Genomic DNA, 15,498 nt, shown 5'->3' with positions numbered 1-15,498 from the left:
CATCGGCGCTGTTGTCGGGTCCGGGCGCGGCGGGCGATTGCCCGGCGCGTGATCGACCCAAGATATGGGGTACGACGGCGCGCCGCAACGCGTGCCGCGTCGAACTGCGAGGGAACCATGCCGGCAGCACATCACGAACCGGGCGGGAGGCCGCGTGCGCGCCAACGGTGAGCGCTGGCGCGCGGCCTACGCCACCGACCCGGGCGCGACCCGCGGACGGCTGATCCCCGAGCCGGCCTCGCCGACGCGGAGCGATTTCCAGCGCGACCGCGACCGGGTGGTGCACTCGACCGCCTTCCGACGGCTGAAGCACAAGACCCAGGTCTTCGTGCATCACGAGGGCGACCATTACCGCACCCGGCTGACCCATACCCTCGAGGTCAGCCAGATCGCCCGGGCGCTCGCCCGCGCGCTGGGCCTCGACGAGGACCTGGCCGAGGCGCTCGCGCTCAGCCACGACCTCGGCCACACCTGCTTCGGCCATACCGGCGAGGACGCGCTCGATGCCTGCATGGCCGAGCATGGCGGCTTCGACCACAACGCGCAGGCGCTGCGCATCGTGACCCGGCTGGAGCGGCGCTACGCCGGCTTCGACGGGCTGAACCTCGCCTGGGAGACGCTGGAGGGCCTGGTCAAGCACAACGGCCCGCTGCTCGAGCCGGACGGTCGCCCGACCCCGCGCTACGCGCGCACGGGCATCGCGGCGGCGATCCTCGAATACGACGCGCTGCACCCCCTGGAACTGGCGCACCATGCCGGGCCGGAGGCGCAGGCGGCGGCGCTCGCCGACGACATCGCCTACGACAGCCACGACCTCGACGACGGCCTGCGCGCCGGATTGTTCGATCTCGCCGACCTCGAAGCGGTGCCGTTCCTGCGCGGATTGCTCGACGAGATCGCCGCCCTGCATCCCGGGCTGGAGGTGTCGCGCACCATCCACGAGCTCGCCCGGCGGGTGATCACGCGCTTCGTCGAGGACGTGATCGCGGAAAGCCGGCGCCGCCTGGACGTGCTCGCACCCCGCGACGTCGCCGCGATCCGTAGGGCGCAGGCTCCGGTGATCGCGTTCTCGGAGGGGATCGCGGCCGCCGACGCCGACATCAAGGGCTTCCTCTACGCGCGGATGTACCGCCATCCGGAGGTGATGGCGGTGCGGGCGAAGGCGAACGCCATCGTCGCGGACCTGTTCTCGGCGTTCTCGGCCGATCCGACGCGGATGCCGGTGGAATGGAGCGAGGGCTTGTCCGGCGCACCGGCCGGCCGCATCGCCCGGCGCATCGCCGACTACATCGCCGGAATGACCGACACCTACGCGGTGCTCGCCCACCGGCGGCTCTACGCGTCGACGCCCGACCTCCACTGGAGCCCGCCGAGCCGCGGATTGCCCCTGACCGAGCCGTAGGGCAGGGCGCCGCGCCGGGGCGGACGCGACGGAGGAGCCGCCAAGCGCCCGCTGTCGCGTTCGTCACCCGGCCCGATCAGTAGCCCGCGCAGGTGCAGCCGCTGCCGTAGCCGTAGGATGCGGGCGCATAACCGCCATAGCCGCCATACCCGCCGCCGTAGGCGGGCGCGTAGCCGCCGTAGCCGTAACCACCGCCGTAGCCATATCCGCCGCCGTAGCCGTAGCTGCTGCCGTAATCGTACCCGCCGTAGCCGCCGGCCAGCGCGCCGGCGGCGAGCCCGACGCCCAATCCGATCCCGGCGCCGGCGAGGCCGTAGCCGATCCCCCGGCCATAGCCGCCGCGGTAGCCGCCGTAACCGCCCCGGTATCCGGCAAGACCGCCGCGGTATCCGCCGTAGCCGCCGCGCGCTTCGACGAAGCCGGCGCTGCGGAAACCGCCATGCCCGCCGTAGCCGCCGCCGTACGGGCGCGCTTCCGCGCCGGCGGGAAGCAGGATCAGGGCGGCACCGAGGGCCGTTCCCGCCAGGATGAGGGCCTTCATCACGTCGTCTCCACCGAAACCGAGGGGCGCTTCGGCAGGATCGCCAGGCGCAACGGCCTCGATGGTAGGCGCTCCGGCACCGCCCGGCGGGCGTCAGTGTACGCACCCCGCCGGTTATCCCAGGCCGATCGCGCGATGACGCACCCGACGGTTGAGACCCGTTCGTGGAACAAGGCTGCATCCCATTGCCCGCCGGTCCGCAACTGAGGGCGATCCGTCATGTTGGAGCATACCGCACCGCACAAAAGGGATCGGCGCCCGCGCCTTCGCCCCCGTGCCAACGGAGCCCATGCATGGTCTCGCTGCCGATTCTCGCCCTCGCCGTCGCCTCCTTCGGGATCGGCACCACGGAATTCGTGATCATGGGCCTGCTGCCGGAGGTGGCGCAGAGCTTCGGCGTCACCATCCCGCAGGCCGGCTACCTGGTTTCGGGCTACGCGATGGGCGTGGTGATCGGCGCGCCGCTGGTCGCCATCGCCACCGCCGGCCTGCCGCGCAAGACCGCGCTGCTCGCGCTGATGGCGGTGTTCCTGGCCGGCAACGTCGCCTGCGCCGTCGCGCCCACCTACGCGACGCTGATGCTCGCCCGCATCGCCACCGCCTTCGCCCACGGCGCCTTCTTCGGCATCGGCGCGATCGTGGCGCGCGATCTCGTCCCGCGGGAGAAGCGGACCCAGGCGGTGTCGCTGATGTTCGCCGGGCTGACGCTGGCCAACGTGCTCGGCGTGCCGCTCGGCACCGCGCTGGGGCAGGCGGCGGGCTGGCGCGCCACCTTCTGGGCGGTGGTGGCGATCGGCGTCGCGGCGGGCCTGGCGATCCAGCTGTTCGTGCCGGCCGGGCTCCCCGGCTCGCGCGGCGGGCTGGCCCGGGAGTTCCGGGCGCTCGGGCGCTGGCCGGTGCTGCGGCCGATGCTGGTCTCGACCCTGTCCTCGGTGAGCTTCTTCACGGTGTTCACCTACATCACGCCACTCCTGATGGGGGTGACCGGGCTCAGCGCCCGCGGCGTCACCGGCGCGCTGTTCGTCGCCGGCATCGGCCTCACCGCCGGCAACCTGATCGGCGGCCGCCTCGCCGACGGGAATCTCACCGCCACGGTGATCGGCAGCTTCCTCGGCCTCATCGCCGTCCTCGCCCTGCTGGCGGGCGTCGCCCGCTTCGAGATCGCGATGCTGACGGCGCTGGTGGTCTGGAGCGGGCTCGCCTTCGCCCTGGTCTCGCCGTTGCAGATCTGGGTGGTGGAGGCGGCCAGCGATGCCCCGAACCTCGCCTCCACCCTGAACCAGGGCGCGTTCAACCTCGGCAACGCCACCGGCGCCTGGCTCGGCGGCGTCGCGCTGACCGCGGGCGTCGGCTACGGCCAGCTGCCGCTGATCGCTGCCGCGGTGTCAGCCCTCGGGCTCGGCCTCGCGCTGTCGGCGATGTCGGGGCCGACGCGCTCGGTCCTGCCGGCGCCGGTCCACCCCGGCTGATCGCGCCGCGGGGACGCTATCGCTCTGGTTGCAGGATACTGCCGCTCACGCATGCGACAACGCCGAACCGTTAATATTTGGCTACACACATGCGCCCGATGCATGCGCGAAGTGCAACCTTGTCCATTGTTGCGGCGCACCATGATCGGCATCTTCGGAGCGAACGGACGGCCCTGCGGCCGTCGCCCCACGGAGAGCGATCCATGACCCAACCTGCCCCGAAGCCCGGCCTGTTCTCGCAGATGCTCCGCCTTTGGCTCGAGCACAACCAGCGCATGCTCGACATGCGGATGGGCCCGTTCTGAGCCTGCGATACGAACCTCCCGGCCCCTGAATAGCCGGTCCCGCGCATGCGCCGGGCCGGCTTTTTCATGTCCTCGATCCGGCGTCAGCTTCGTGCCAGGTCGCCGAGCAGGCTCGCGGCGACGGTGGCCTTCGAGACCGTCAGCCCCGAGGCCGCGATGGCGTCGACCGCGCTGCGGATGCGGGCCAGCGACGGGCCGCGGGCCTTGCCCCAGGCGGCGACCGCCTCCGGGCCGGCGCCGATGTCGCCGACGACCTCGGCGGTGAGCTGCCGGTGCGCGGTCGAGATGCCGGCCACCGCCCGCTCGAGCGCGACGCGGTCGAAGGTGTCGGAGACCGGCGCCGCGCGGGCGGCTTCGGCGAGCGCGTCGAGGGAGAATTCCCGCTCCAGCGCGAAGTGCGTCGCCGCGATCTCCGCGACCGGCCGCCCGCTGGTGCCGGCGACGCGAACGATGTCGGGCGCCGAGGTCAGCGCCCGCAGCGAGGCGAGGCGGAGCGCCGGCTCCGCATCCATGCCCTGCCCGACGAGGTCGGCACGCCGCCGCTCGATCGCCGCGTTCGCCTCCGCGCCGAGGACGCCGGGGAGGGACGCGAGCACCGCGGCGATCCCGTCGCGATAGCGCGCCACCAGGGGCGCGATGCCGCTGGCGAGGTCGAGATTGCGGATGAACCAGACGATGCGGTTGACCAGCAGGTCCTGCACCTCGGCGTAGAGGCCGATCTGGGCCTGCCCGCCGATCCGCCCGGCCAGCCCGTCGATGGCCGCGTTCAGCTCCATCAGGCCGAAGGCGTCGCGGGTCACGGCGTAGGCCTTGGCGATGGTGGCGGCGTCCGCCCCGGTCTCGTCGGTCAGCCGCGTGACGAGCGAGATGCCGCCGCGGTTGACGATGATGTTCGACAAGGCCGTCGCGATGATCTCGCGGCGCAGACGGTGTCCCCTCACCGCATCGGGGAAGCGCTCGCGCAGGGCCTTGGGGAAGTAGCGCTGCAGCTCGCGGTCGAAGTACGGGTCGTCCGGCACCGGGCTCGCCAGCACCGCGTCGTAGAGCGAGAGCTTGGCGTAGGCGAGCAGCACCGCGTATTCCGGCCGCGTCAGGCCCTCGCCGCGGCGCATGCGCTCGGTCAGCGTCGCGTCGTCGGGCAGGTACTCGACCGCGCGGTCGAGGCGGCCTTCCGCCTCCAGCGCCTGCATCGTCCGCATCGCGAAGCCGGCCTCGCCGAGGCCGCGGTGCTGGGCGAGCGAGAGAGCCAGCGTCTGCAGCTCGTTGTTGCGCAGCACGAGGTGGGCGACCTCGTCGGTCATCGCGACGAGGAGCGCGTTGCGGGCATCCGCATCGAGGCGGCCGTCGCGCTCCGGGGTCATCAGCGCGATCTTGATGTTCACCTCGACGTCCGAGGTGTTGACGCCGGCCGAGTTGTCGATCGCATCGGTGTTGAGCCGGACGCCGGCCCGCGCCGCCTCGATGCGCCCGCGCTGGGTCAGCCCGAGGTTGGCGCCTTCGCCCACCGCCTTGGCGCGGATCTCCGGGCCGGTGATGCGCACGGCGTCGTTGGCCCGGTCGCCGGCCTCCTCGTCGGTCTCGGTGGTGGCGCGGACGTAGGTGCCGATGCCGCCGAACCAGAGCAGGTCGACGGGCGCCTTGAGGATCGCCTGCATCAGCTCGGCGGGCGAGGCGGAGGCGCGCTCGAACCCGAGCACGGCCCGGATCTCGGCCGAGAGCGGGATCGCCTTGAGCGCGCGCGAGAAGACGCCGCCGCCGGCCGAGATCAGGCTTTTGTCGTAGTCGGCCCAGCTCGACCGGCCGAGGTCGAACAGGCGTTTGCGCTCGGCAAAGCTCGCCGCCATGTCGGGCGTCGGATCGAGGAAGATGTCGCGGTGGTCGAAGGCCGCCACCAGCTTCAGGGTGCGCGAGAGCAGCATGCCGTTGCCGAACACGTCGCCCGACATGTCGCCGACTCCGACCACCGTCACCGGATCGGACTGCGTGTCGACGTCGATCTCGCGGAAGTGGCGCTTCACCGCCTCCCAGGCGCCGCGGGCGGTGATGCCCATGCCCTTGTGGTCGTAGCCCTGGCTGCCGCCGGAGGCGAAGGCGTCGCCGAGCCAGTGCCCGCGCTCCAGCGAGAGCGCGTTGGCGATGTCGGAGAAGGTCGCGGTGCCCTTGTCGGCGGCGACCACGAGGTAGGCGTCGTCGGCGTCGTGCCGCACGGTGTCGGCCGGCGGCGCGATGCCCTCGGCGACGAAGTTGTCGGTGAGCTCCAGGAGCGTGCGGATGAAGATGCGGTAGCTCTCGGTGCCCTCCGCCAGCCACGCGGCGCGATCCGAGGCCGGCGGCAGGCGCTTGGGAAAGAACCCGCCCTTGGCGCCCACCGGCACGATCACCGCGTTCTTGACCTGCTGCGCCTTCACCAGCCCCAGAATTTCGGTGCGGAAATCCTCCGGCCGGTCGGACCACCGCAGGCCGCCGCGCGCGACGTAGCCGTAGCGCAGGTGCAGCCCTTCCACGCGGGGCGAATAGACGAAGATCTCGAAGAACGGCCGCGGCAGCGGCATGCCCGACACCTTGGCGCAGGCGAACTTGAAGGCGATCGTCTCGCGCGGGGTGCCGTCGGCGGCCTTCTGGAAGAAGTTGGTGCGGACCGCGGCCTCCACGAGGTTGACGAAGCGGCGCAGGATCCGGTCCTCGTCGAGGCTGGTCACGTCGGCGAGCGCCGCCTCGATGCCCTCGCGAACCGCCGCCTCGGCGGCCCCGCGGTCGCCCCCGGCGGCCGGGTCGAACCGGGCGTGGAACAGCGCGACGAGCTGGCGGGCGATGCCGGGATGCTGGCTCAGGGTCGCGGCGAGATAGTCCTGGCCGTAGCGCACGCGGAGCTGGCGCAGGTAGCGACCGAGGCCGCGCAGCAGCGCCACGTCGCGCCAGGCGAGGCCGGCCTCCAGCACGAGACGGTTGTAGCCGTCGGATTCGGCCTGGTTCGCGGCGATGGCGAGCATCGCCGCCTCCAGCGGCGCCTCGAGCGGGCCGATCTCGATGGCCGCACCGGTGGCGCGCTCCAGCAGCATGTCGTGCAGCCAGACCTTGATGTCGCTCCCCGCCGGCAGCACGCTGTAGGTCCGCTCGTTGATCACCCGGAAGCCGAGGTTCTCCAGGCCGGGCACCCGGTCGGACAGCGGCAGCGACGCCCCGCGCGAGAACACCTTCAGGCGCACCTGCGCCGCCGGGTCGGTGTCGCGGCGGTCGATCGCGACGGCGCGCGAGCGGTCCTCGGACAGGGATTCGAGGATGGCGATGTCGGCGATGGCGACCTCGGCGGAGAAGTTCTCGCGGTAGGCCGCGGAGAAGCCCTCGCCGTAGCGGACGGCCAGCGCCCGCGCCTCAGATCCGCCCATGGCCTCCGTGAGCGCGGCGCGCAGCGCGTCGCCCCAGGTCCGCACCAGGGCGGCGATGCCGGCCTCCAGCACCGAGGGGTCGCGCTCCGGCGCGCCGGCTTCGGAGAACCCGACGATGTAGTGGATCCGGGCCAGCAGCCCGTCGGGCAGGTCGGGATAGGTCGCCGAGAGCCGGCCGCCGTATTCCTGGGCGAGATAGGCGCCGATGCGGGCGCGCACGATCGAGTCGTAGCGGTCCTTCGGCACGTAGACGAGGAGCGAGACGAAGCGCCCGAACCGGTCGGTCCGCGACAGCACGCGGATGCGCGGCCGGTCGGCGAGGTTGGCGATGGCGAGGGTGAAGCGGAACAGCCGGTCCACGTCGATCTGGAACAGGTCGTCGCGCGGGTAGGTCTCCAGCACGGCGAGGAGCGCCCGCCCGGCATGGCTCGTCGGGTCGAGGCCGGCCTTCTCGACCACGGCCGTGACCTTGCCGCGGAGATAGGGCACCTCGCGGGCGAGCGCGGTGTAGGCCGCGGCGGTGAACAGCCCGACGATGCGGACCTCGCCGGTGAGCTTGCCCGTCGCGGAGAACAGCTTGACCGCGACGTAGTCGAGATGCGCCGCGCGGTGGACGCGGGCCTTGAGGCTCGCCTTGGTGATGATCAGCGCGTGCGGCTCCTCGAGGAACGCGACGATCTCCGGCGTCATGTCCACGAGCGCCCGCCCGCGGCGCAGCACGGCGAGGCCCGGATCGCGCAGGATGCCGAGGCTTTCGGCCTCGGCCGCCCGCTCGCCGGGCAGCGCGTGCTCGCGCATGCCGAGCAGGGTGAAGTGGCCGTCGCGCAGCCATTCGAGGAAGGCGCGCGCCTCGGCGACCTCGCCCTCGGGCAGCGGCGGGGGATTGCGGCCGTAGCCCTCGGCGAGCGCGCCGAGCCGGGCCAGCATCGCGTCGTGGTCGTCGGTGACCAGGGCCACATCGCGAAAGACCTGCGCGAGGCCGGCTTCGAGGCGTTCGCGCGCCTCGCCGGCGTCGAGCCGGTCGAGGTGGATGTGGATGAAACTCTCGCGCAGCAGGGCGCCGTGGGCGTCCGCCGTGGTCTCCCCGACGACGCGGACGAGCGCCCCGTCGGCGTCCCGCTCGACGCCGAGGATCGGGTGGGCGACGAGGTGGGGCGTCAGGCCCTGCTCGGTCAGCTCCGCCAGGGTCGAGTCGAGCAGGTAGGGGCGGTTGTCGTTGACGACCTCGACGACGGTCAGCTCGCGGGTGCGCCCGGGGCCGGGCACGGCGACGTCGACGAGCCGCAGGTTCGCCGCCGAACCCGTGGCGCGCGGCACCGCGAGATGCGCCCGCGCGGCGATCGCGAGATCGGCCAGCGCCTCGGCCGGGTAGGGCGCCAGGTCCTCCGGCGGCACCCGGCCGAACAGGTCGCGGACGAAGCCGCCCGGTCCGCCGCGGCCGCCCACGATCGATGCCGCCGCCTCGATCAGGTCGGTGCGGGCGGATTTCGCCTCGCTCGTCGCCAGGGCGGTGGCCGATTCCAGCGCCGATTCGGTTTCCAGCACCATGGGCGGGGACCCTCCGGACCGGCACCGACGCCGGTCCCGCCCCGGACGTTAGGGGAGGGCCCATGGCGAGTCGATGACGCTCGCCGCTCGCAGGCCCGCGCCGGGTGACAGGCGGGCCGTGACGACCGGCGTTTCTGGAAGGGGCGCCGCTGCCGTCCGGCGTTGCTCCTGCGCGCCGTACCGGTTTCCACCGGTCGCGCTCGAAAACGGGAACCGCGCCGGGACTCGCCGGTTGACGCCATATTGGAGCTGTTCTAATTAAGAACTGCAGACGGACGACGGAGCCGGCGACGGTTCCGACAGCCCGCGACAGACGCCCGAACCGGAGAAACCCGATGACCTCGACCAACGCCTCCTGCAACAGCTGCCGCTTCTTCGACGACCACAAGACCAACGGCGCCTCCGCCGTCGGCGATCAGGGCCTGTGCCGCTTCAACCCGCCGGTGAGCCAGCCGGCTCCCGAGTCCAAGGGCCTGTGGCCGGTGGTGGCCTCGCAGGATTGGTGCGGCCACTTCACCGCCGAGATGACCGCGGCCGAGTGATCGCCGCGCGGTCCCGAAGGGATCGCCGAACGATCGACCGCAGGGGCCGGCGCCGTCGCGCCGGCCCCTTTTTTGCGTGAGCGGATCGATGACGCCTGACCTGCGCCCGGCCGTCGACGCCGACATCGCCGCGATCGCCCGGATCTACGCCGACGCGGTGACGAACGGCACCGCGAGCTTCGAGACCGAGCCGCCGACTTTGGCCGAAATGGCGCGGCGGCGGATGGCGCTCGTCGCGGACGGCTATCCCTACCTCGTCGCCGAGCGCGACGGCGCGGTCTGCGGATACGCCTATGCCGGTCCCTATCGCGCGCGGGCGGCCTATCGCTCGACGGTGGAGGATTCGGTCTACGTCGCCGAGGCCGCGCGCGGTGTCGGGATCGGCCGCGCCCTGCTGGCGGTGCTCATCGCGGCCTGCGAGGCGATCGACGCGCGGGTGATGGTGGCGGTGATCACCGATCCGGGCTCGGAGGCGTCGGTGGCGCTGCATGCGGGCCTGGGCTTCGCGCATGCCGGCGTGCTCGAGAACGTCGGCCACAAGCACGGGCGCTGGCTCGGCACGGTGCTGATGCATCGCCGGCTCGGGCCCGGGCCGGACGCGGCCCCGTCGCGGACGTGAGCGAGACGGTCGCCGGCCCGCACGCTCAATCCAATCGGTAGCGCACCGGCTCCATCGCGGGCGGAAGCGGCTCGCCGAGGGCGTCGAGCACCGTGCGCTCGGCCGTGCGCAGCATCGCATCGAGGGGCAGGTCGTTCGCCTCCAGGCCGAAGGGCTCTTCCAGCTCGTCGCCCAGCGCATCGAGGCCGAAGAAGGTGTAGGCCACCAGCATGGTCGCGACCGGCGTCGCCCAGCCGAGCGAGGCCGACAGCCCGAACGGCAGCAACAGGCAGTAGAGCCACGCCGTGCGGTACAGCAGCAGGGTGTAGGCGAAGGGCAGGGGCGTGCCGTGGATCCGCTCGCAGGCGGTATGGATCGCCGACAGGTCCGAGACCTTGCGCTCGAGGACGCCGAACAGCACGTCGGTGAGATGCCCGTCGCGATACGCGCCCGCGAGGTCGCGGGTCAGGCCGGCGAGCACCGCATCGGTCGGGCTCGGGCAGGAGCGCAGGCGCGCGACCTCGCCCGGCGGCAGCCAGGGCGCGACGGCGGCCGCCTCGTCGAGGCCGCGCAGCCGCGAGTGCAGGCCGTGGCCGAAGCCCGCGAGCCGGCGCAGACCGGTGCGGCGGACCGCATCGTGCTCGGGGCCGGGCAGGAGGGCGACCAGGGTCCGGCTCAAGCCGCGCATCTCGACGATCAGCGCGCCCCACGCCTTCCGGGCCTCCCACCAGCGCTCGTAGCAGGCGTTGTTGCGGAAGCTGAGAAAGATCGAGAGCGCCAGCCCGATCAGGGTGAACGGGCCGATCCCGGCCGTCACCGGAAACCGTTCCGGAACGCGCTGCTCGACCGCGACCACCAGCGCGGCGAAGGCCGTCAGCCCGAGGACCTTCAGCGCCACCCGCGGCAGGATCGAGCCGCGCAGGGTGAACAGGATGGCGAAGAGGTTGGGACGGGGGCGAACGATCATGGATGGCAGGCTTAGCCGAAGCGGGTCGCTCCCGTCATCGGCCGTGCGGCACGGCGCGCCGAGGCACGGCCATGATCCCGTCATGTTCCGAGCGGATGGCGGGCCCCAGAGATTGGGCACGCGGGCGGGGCGAAGGCCACGGCGCGGGCGCGCGGAAGGAGTAGTGGGTATGACGGTTCGACGGATCGGCGCGGGAATCAGCGCCTGGGCCGGGCGTGCGATGGTGCTGGCCATGCTCTCGGGCATCGCGCACGCGGCGACGCCCGCGGACCCGAGCGGCACGTGGCTCACCGAGGACGGGCGTGCCCGCATCCGGGTGGAGAAGTGCGGCCCGAGCAACAAGAGCCTGTGCGGCTACGTCGTGTGGCTGAAGGTGCCGCTCAACGACAAGGGCCAGCCGCGGGTCGACTTCAAGAACCCCGACGCGAGCAAGCAGACGCGCGCATCGCTGGGCCACCAGCTCATCATGGGGCTGAAGCCGAACGCCGACGCCCATTACGAGGGCAAGATCTACAATTCCGAGGACGGCAAGTCCTACGACGTGACGATCTGGTCCGACACCCCGGAGGAGCTGACCGTCCGCGGCTGCCTGATCGCCTTCCTGTGCAAGTCGCAGACCTGGAACCGCGTGACCGACGTGGTCGCCGGCCAGATGACCGGGCCGACGAACGGTCCGGGAGGCCCGCGCACCGATCCGGAATACATGGCCGCCAAGCCGGCCTCGACCGGCTCGACCGCCGCCAAGCCCGCGGCGGCTAAGCCCGGCGCGAAGCCGGCTCCGGCCGCCGGCACGCCGCCCGCGGCCGCGCCCGCCGACGAATAGGCGCCGCAGAACGAAGGCACTGTCGGCCACGAGAGCGTCTCCCGTGATCCCTGGATCACGGGAGACGCTCTGTTTCGTCGTGTGGTCGCGTTATCCTCACGCGCGTGGGCATCCGCCTCGCCCGAGAATGCTCCCCCGCGCCCCGGTCCCGTGTCAATCGGTCAGCGCGGCGTAGGTCAGCACCCGCAGCTCCTTTCGGATCGGCAGGGCCGAGGACGGGACGAGCTGCGTCAGCAGCACCACCGCGAGCTCCTCGGCCGGGTCGACCCAGAACGCGGTCGAGGCCATGCCGCCCCAGGCGACCTCGCCCGGCGTGCCGACGATCTGGGCTTTGGCCGGATCGAGCATCACCGAGAAGCCGAGCCCGAAGCCGATGCCGTGATAGGACGATTCCGCGAAGCGCGGCGTGCCGATCGCGGCGAGGTCGCCGGGCAGGTGGTTCATCGTCATCAGCTCGACCGTCTTGCGCCCGAGCAGGCGCGCGCCGTCGAGCTCGCCCTTGTTCAGGATGAACCGGCAGAAGCGCAGGTAGTCGGAGGCCGTCGAGACGAGGCCGCCCCCGCCGCCGGCGATCGCCGGAGGCTTGGCGAAATGGGTCTCGACCGCGTCGTCGTAGAGCGTCAGCGTGCGGGTGCGGTCGTAGACGTAGTTCGCGGCGAACCGCCCCATGTTCTCGGGTCTCACGAAGAAATCGGTATCGATCATCCCGAGCGGCGCGAGCACGGCGTCGCGCAGGTAATCCGCGAAGTCGCGCCCCGAGACGACGGCCACGAGGTGGCCGAGCACGTCCGTCGAGACGCTGTAGTTCCACGCCTCGCCGGGCTGCGACAGGAGCGGGAGCCGGGCCACGGTCGCCACCACCTCGGCGAGGCTCGCATCCGGGCGCAGGAAGTCGGCGCCCTGCTGGCGGTAGAGCGCATCGACCAGGGTCGATTCCATGAAGCCGTAGGTCAGGCCGCCGGTATGGGTGAGCAGGTCGCGGATGGTGATCGGGCGGCGGGCCGGCTCGGTCTCGAGCTTGGCGCGGTTGCCGCCGGTCGCGACCCGCATCTCGGAAAACTCCGGCAGGAAGCGCGCGACCGGGTCGTCGAGCTGGAACCGGCCCTCCTCGTAGAGCTGCATCACCGCGACCGAGGTCAGCGGCTTGGTCATCGAGTAGATCCGCGTCACCGTGTCGGTGGTGAACGGCGCCCTGCGGGCGAGGTCAGCGAGGCCGTGGGCGCGCTCGAACACCGTGTGCCCGCGCCGCGCCACGCTCACCGACAACCCGGCGAGCTTGCCCTCCGCGACGAGGCTGCGCATCCAGCCGTCGATCCGTTCCAGGCGTCCCGGGTCGATGCCGACGTCCTGCGGCCTTCCGTCGATCGCATCGCTCATGCCGTGCTCCTTGTTCCCGGCGCCCGATGTAGCGGTCCTGGGGCGGCGGGACAGCTCCCGAGGCTCACCAGCCCATCGTTCCGGGCCCGCCCTTGAACGGGCCGACGATGCCGGGGGTGATCCAGCCGCCGTAGAAGCCGCCCGGCTGCGGCTCCGCGCGGACGCCGCCGACGGTGCAGGCCTCCATCGGGCCGGCATAGAAGGCGACGTAGCCGGCGATGGCGCGGAAATCCGGCGTCGGATCGGGATAGGCCCAAGCGGCACCGGGAACAGCCGCGCCGGGAATCGCTGCGCCGCCCGCCGTCACGTCGAACAGCACCGCGCGGCCCTTCCATTCGCAGATCCCGGCCCGGTGCGCCGGCCCGAGCACGCCCTCGGCGACGTCGGCGGGCGGGAAGTAGTAGGTCGGCGGATGGCTGGTCTCGAGCACGCGGAACCCGGCCCGCGTCTCGGCGATGGTGCGGCCGCCGAGGACGACCTTCAGCGTCGCGGCGACCGGCTCCAGCCGGGGCGGGCGCGGATAAGCCCACACGCTCTCCTCGCCGGGCTTCGTCGGGGATGGGGTCGGATGCATCGCGTCGTCCTCGGTTCGTCTCGTCCGAAACATAGGGCGCCGCGAAGATGCGTTTGCCGAAAACGCGCGGCGTGCTAGCCCCGACCCGACAGCCCGGAGCGCCGCCGTTGGACACGCCCATCGCCCTCTTCCTCGATTTCGACGGCACCCTGGTCGAGATCGCGCCGCGGCCGGACCTCGTCCGGGTCGAGCCCGGGCTGGTGCCGATGCTCCAGGCGCTGCACGCCCGGCTCGACGGGGCGCTGGCGATCGTGACCGGGCGCCCGGTCTCGGTGATCGACGACTTCCTCGCACCCGCCGCCTTCGACGTCGCCGGGCTGCACGGGGTCGAGCGCCGGGTCGACGGCGTCCTCACCGGCGGCAGCCCGGACGACCATCCGGAGCTGCGTGCGCGGATGCCTCGGCTCCGGGCCCTGGTCGCCGACCTCGACGCGGTGCTGATCGAGGACAAGGGCGCCTCGGTCGCCGTGCACTGGCGCCTGGCGAACCCGGCCGATGCCGAGCGGGCGGAGGCCGCGGTCACGGCGATCGCCACCGAGCTGTCGGGCCAGTACCGGCTCCAGCTCGGGAAGGCGGTCGGCGAGATCGTGCCGGCCTCGGCCACCAAGGCGCACGCGATCCGCGCCTTCCTCGAGCACGCCCCCTATGCCGGCCGCCGCGCGGTGTTCCTCGGCGACGACCGCACCGACGAGATCGCGTTCGCCAGCGTCGCGGCGTATGGCGGCCTCGGCATCCGCATCGGGCCCGGCGAGACCGCGGCCGCGCGGCGCCTGGCCGACCCGAACGCGGTGCACGCCTTGCTTGGCAGCTGGGCGGCGGGCGGGATCATCGACCCGGACACGCTGCCGGCGGCCTGAGCCGCGCCGGCGGCTCCATCAGACAGACAGCGACGCGTCGGTCGGGACGGCCCGCGTCGATCGGGAAAGGGTACCGCATGTTCGCGTTTCCGGTCCTCGTCGGCGATATCGGCGGCACCAACGCCCGGTTCGCGGTGGTCGATTCCAAGGGCGCCGCGCCGCGCCCGCTCTCGCACGAGGAGACGGCGCGCCACCCCGACCCGTCGAGCGCCATCCGCGCGGCGCTGGCCAAGCAGGGCGATGGAGGCGGAAAGCCGCCGCGCTCGGCGATCCTAGCCATCGCCGGCCGGGTCGACGGCCCGAAGGTGCAGCTCACCAATGCCCACTGGGTGATCGAGGGCGCGAAGATCGGCGCCGATTTCGACCTCGACTCGTCCGTCGTCGTGAACGATTACGTCCCGGTCGCCGCCGGCGCCGCCGGCATCGCGCCGCACGACCTGACCCCGATCGGGCCGACCGGGCACGCGCCCGGGGGCGCCCGCGTCGTGCTCGGGCCCGGCACCGGCTTCGGCGCCGCGGCCCTGGTGCCGTATTCGGATCGCCTCGCGATCGTCTCGACCGAGGCGGGCCACACCGATATCGGCCCCGCCGACGCGTTCGAGGAGAAGGTCTGGCACGCGCTGGAGCGCGTCGAGGACCGGATCACCGTCGAGACCGTGCTCTCCGGCCCCGGCCTCGCCCGCCTGCACGCCGCGGTGCGCCACGTCAGGACCGGCGAGCCGCCGGAGAAGATCGAGCCGGCGGCGGTGACCCAGGCCGGGCTCGACGCCTCCGACCCGCATGCCGCCGAGGCGCTGGAGCTGTTCGGTCGCGTGCTCGGCCGCGTCTGCGGCGACCTCGCCCTGACGTTCCTGGCCACCGGCGGCGTCTATATCGGCGGCGGCATCGCCCCGCGGATCGTCAAGCTGCTGCAGCAGGGCGGCTTCCGCGATTCCTTCGAGCGGAAGGCGCCGTTCGCCGCGATGATGCGGGCGATCCCGACCAGCGTCATCACGGTCCACGACCCCGCCTTCACCGGGCTCGCGGCCCTGGCGAGCGAGGGCGAGACCTTCGTCTATCACGGGCAGGTTTGGCGCCGGGGGGCGTGACCTCAACGCCGCCCGGCCAGA

12 protein-coding genes are annotated in these 15,498 nt (G+C 72.5%); 7 read left to right on the top strand and 5 right to left on the bottom strand.

All coding sequences use genetic code 11. The features are described 5' to 3' along the window. Nucleotides 1-154: 154 nt before the first annotated feature. Nucleotides 155-1,402 carry a deoxyguanosinetriphosphate triphosphohydrolase gene (locus MKK68_RS18040; protein ID WP_244032099.1) on the top strand — a complete coding sequence of 416 codons (1,248 nt, stop codon included), beginning with the start codon at nucleotides 155-157 and terminating at the stop codon, nucleotides 1,400-1,402. A gap of 76 nt (nucleotides 1,403-1,478) precedes the next feature. Here the strand turns inward: MKK68_RS18040 and MKK68_RS18035 are convergent, their stop codons facing one another. Next, a complete protein-coding gene (locus MKK68_RS18035) occupies nucleotides 1,479-1,943 on the bottom strand; it encodes a hypothetical protein (RefSeq protein ID WP_244032097.1) in 465 nt (154 codons plus the stop codon). A gap of 293 nt (nucleotides 1,944-2,236) precedes the next feature. Between MKK68_RS18035 and MKK68_RS18030 the strand changes: the two genes are divergently transcribed. Then, nucleotides 2,237-3,412, top strand: coding sequence for an MFS transporter (locus tag MKK68_RS18030; RefSeq protein WP_147842309.1), 1,176 nt, complete (start codon nucleotides 2,237-2,239; stop codon nucleotides 3,410-3,412). Nucleotides 3,413-3,800: 388 nt separating this feature from the next. Here MKK68_RS18030 and MKK68_RS18025 read toward each other — a convergent pair whose 3' ends face one another. Continuing rightward, nucleotides 3,801-8,651: an NAD-glutamate dehydrogenase gene (locus MKK68_RS18025; RefSeq protein WP_244032089.1), complete on the bottom strand. Its 4,851-nt coding sequence runs from the start codon at nucleotides 8,649-8,651 to the stop codon at nucleotides 3,801-3,803. Between the two features lie 335 nt (nucleotides 8,652-8,986). On the opposite strand from MKK68_RS18025, the gene MKK68_RS18020 reads away from it, so the two are divergent. Further along, nucleotides 8,987-9,193, top strand: coding sequence for a hypothetical protein (locus MKK68_RS18020; protein ID WP_147729034.1), 207 nt, complete (start codon nucleotides 8,987-8,989; stop codon nucleotides 9,191-9,193). Between the two features lie 88 nt (nucleotides 9,194-9,281). Next, the gene (locus MKK68_RS18015) at nucleotides 9,282-9,812 is read left to right on the top strand and encodes a GNAT family N-acetyltransferase (RefSeq protein WP_244032086.1); all 531 of its coding nucleotides are present in this window, start codon (nucleotides 9,282-9,284) and stop codon (nucleotides 9,810-9,812) included. A 25-nt stretch (nucleotides 9,813-9,837) separates the two neighbouring features. Here MKK68_RS18015 and MKK68_RS18010 read toward each other — a convergent pair whose 3' ends face one another. Beyond that, the gene (locus MKK68_RS18010; protein WP_244032084.1) at nucleotides 9,838-10,758 is read right to left on the bottom strand and encodes a bestrophin family protein; all 921 of its coding nucleotides are present in this window, start codon (nucleotides 10,756-10,758) and stop codon (nucleotides 9,838-9,840) included. Nucleotides 10,759-10,927: 169 nt separating this feature from the next. Here MKK68_RS18010 and MKK68_RS18005 point away from each other — a divergent pair, with 169 nt between their 5' ends. Then, the gene (locus tag MKK68_RS18005) at nucleotides 10,928-11,581 is read left to right on the top strand and encodes a DUF2147 domain-containing protein (protein ID WP_244032082.1); all 654 of its coding nucleotides are present in this window, start codon (nucleotides 10,928-10,930) and stop codon (nucleotides 11,579-11,581) included. Between the two features lie 153 nt (nucleotides 11,582-11,734). Here the strand turns inward: MKK68_RS18005 and MKK68_RS18000 are convergent, their stop codons facing one another. Continuing rightward, entirely contained in the window at nucleotides 11,735-12,958 is a 1,224-nt protein-coding gene (locus MKK68_RS18000; protein ID WP_244032076.1) for a serine hydrolase domain-containing protein, read from the bottom strand. A 64-nt stretch (nucleotides 12,959-13,022) separates the two neighbouring features. Beyond that, nucleotides 13,023-13,532 (bottom strand): DUF427 domain-containing protein, encoded by a 510-nt coding sequence (locus tag MKK68_RS17995; RefSeq protein ID WP_147728397.1) that lies wholly within the window; start codon nucleotides 13,530-13,532, stop codon nucleotides 13,023-13,025. 107 nt (nucleotides 13,533-13,639) lie between these two features. Here MKK68_RS17995 and otsB point away from each other — a divergent pair, with 107 nt between their 5' ends. Together otsB and MKK68_RS17985 are read left to right on the top strand one after the other, a co-directional pair. Then, entirely contained in the window at nucleotides 13,640-14,389 is a 750-nt protein-coding gene (gene otsB / locus MKK68_RS17990) for a trehalose-phosphatase (protein WP_243937524.1), read from the top strand. Between the two features lie 134 nt (nucleotides 14,390-14,523). Then, entirely contained in the window at nucleotides 14,524-15,477 is a 954-nt protein-coding gene (locus tag MKK68_RS17985) for a glucokinase (protein ID WP_409567264.1), read from the top strand. Nucleotides 15,478-15,498 lie beyond the last annotated feature (21 nt).

The sequence above is a fragment of the Methylobacterium sp. E-016 genome, from assembly GCF_022829745.1.
Taxonomy (GTDB): Bacteria; Pseudomonadota; Alphaproteobacteria; order Rhizobiales; family Beijerinckiaceae; genus Methylobacterium.
The sequence above is the reverse complement of the archived record's forward strand: the minus strand, read 5'-3'. Positions and strand labels throughout refer to the sequence as shown.

Coding starts and splice junctions, on each gene's coding strand:
- MKK68_RS18035 (WP_244032097.1), bottom strand. CDS start 1,943: ATGAAGGCCCTCATCCTGGCGGGAACGGCCCTCGGTGCCGCCCTGATC.
- MKK68_RS18030 (WP_147842309.1), top strand. CDS start 2,237: ATGGTCTCGCTGCCGATTCTCGCCCTCGCCGTCGCCTCCTTCGGGATC.
- MKK68_RS18025 (WP_244032089.1), bottom strand. CDS start 8,651: ATGGTGCTGGAAACCGAATCGGCGCTGGAATCGGCCACCGCCCTGGCG.
- MKK68_RS18020 (WP_147729034.1), top strand. CDS start 8,987: ATGACCTCGACCAACGCCTCCTGCAACAGCTGCCGCTTCTTCGACGAC.
- MKK68_RS18015 (WP_244032086.1), top strand. CDS start 9,282: ATGACGCCTGACCTGCGCCCGGCCGTCGACGCCGACATCGCCGCGATC.
- MKK68_RS18010 (WP_244032084.1), bottom strand. CDS start 10,758: ATGATCGTTCGCCCCCGTCCCAACCTCTTCGCCATCCTGTTCACCCTG.
- MKK68_RS18005 (WP_244032082.1), top strand. CDS start 10,928: ATGACGGTTCGACGGATCGGCGCGGGAATCAGCGCCTGGGCCGGGCGT.
- MKK68_RS18000 (WP_244032076.1), bottom strand. CDS start 12,958: ATGAGCGATGCGATCGACGGAAGGCCGCAGGACGTCGGCATCGACCCG.
- MKK68_RS17995 (WP_147728397.1), bottom strand. CDS start 13,532: ATGCATCCGACCCCATCCCCGACGAAGCCCGGCGAGGAGAGCGTGTGG.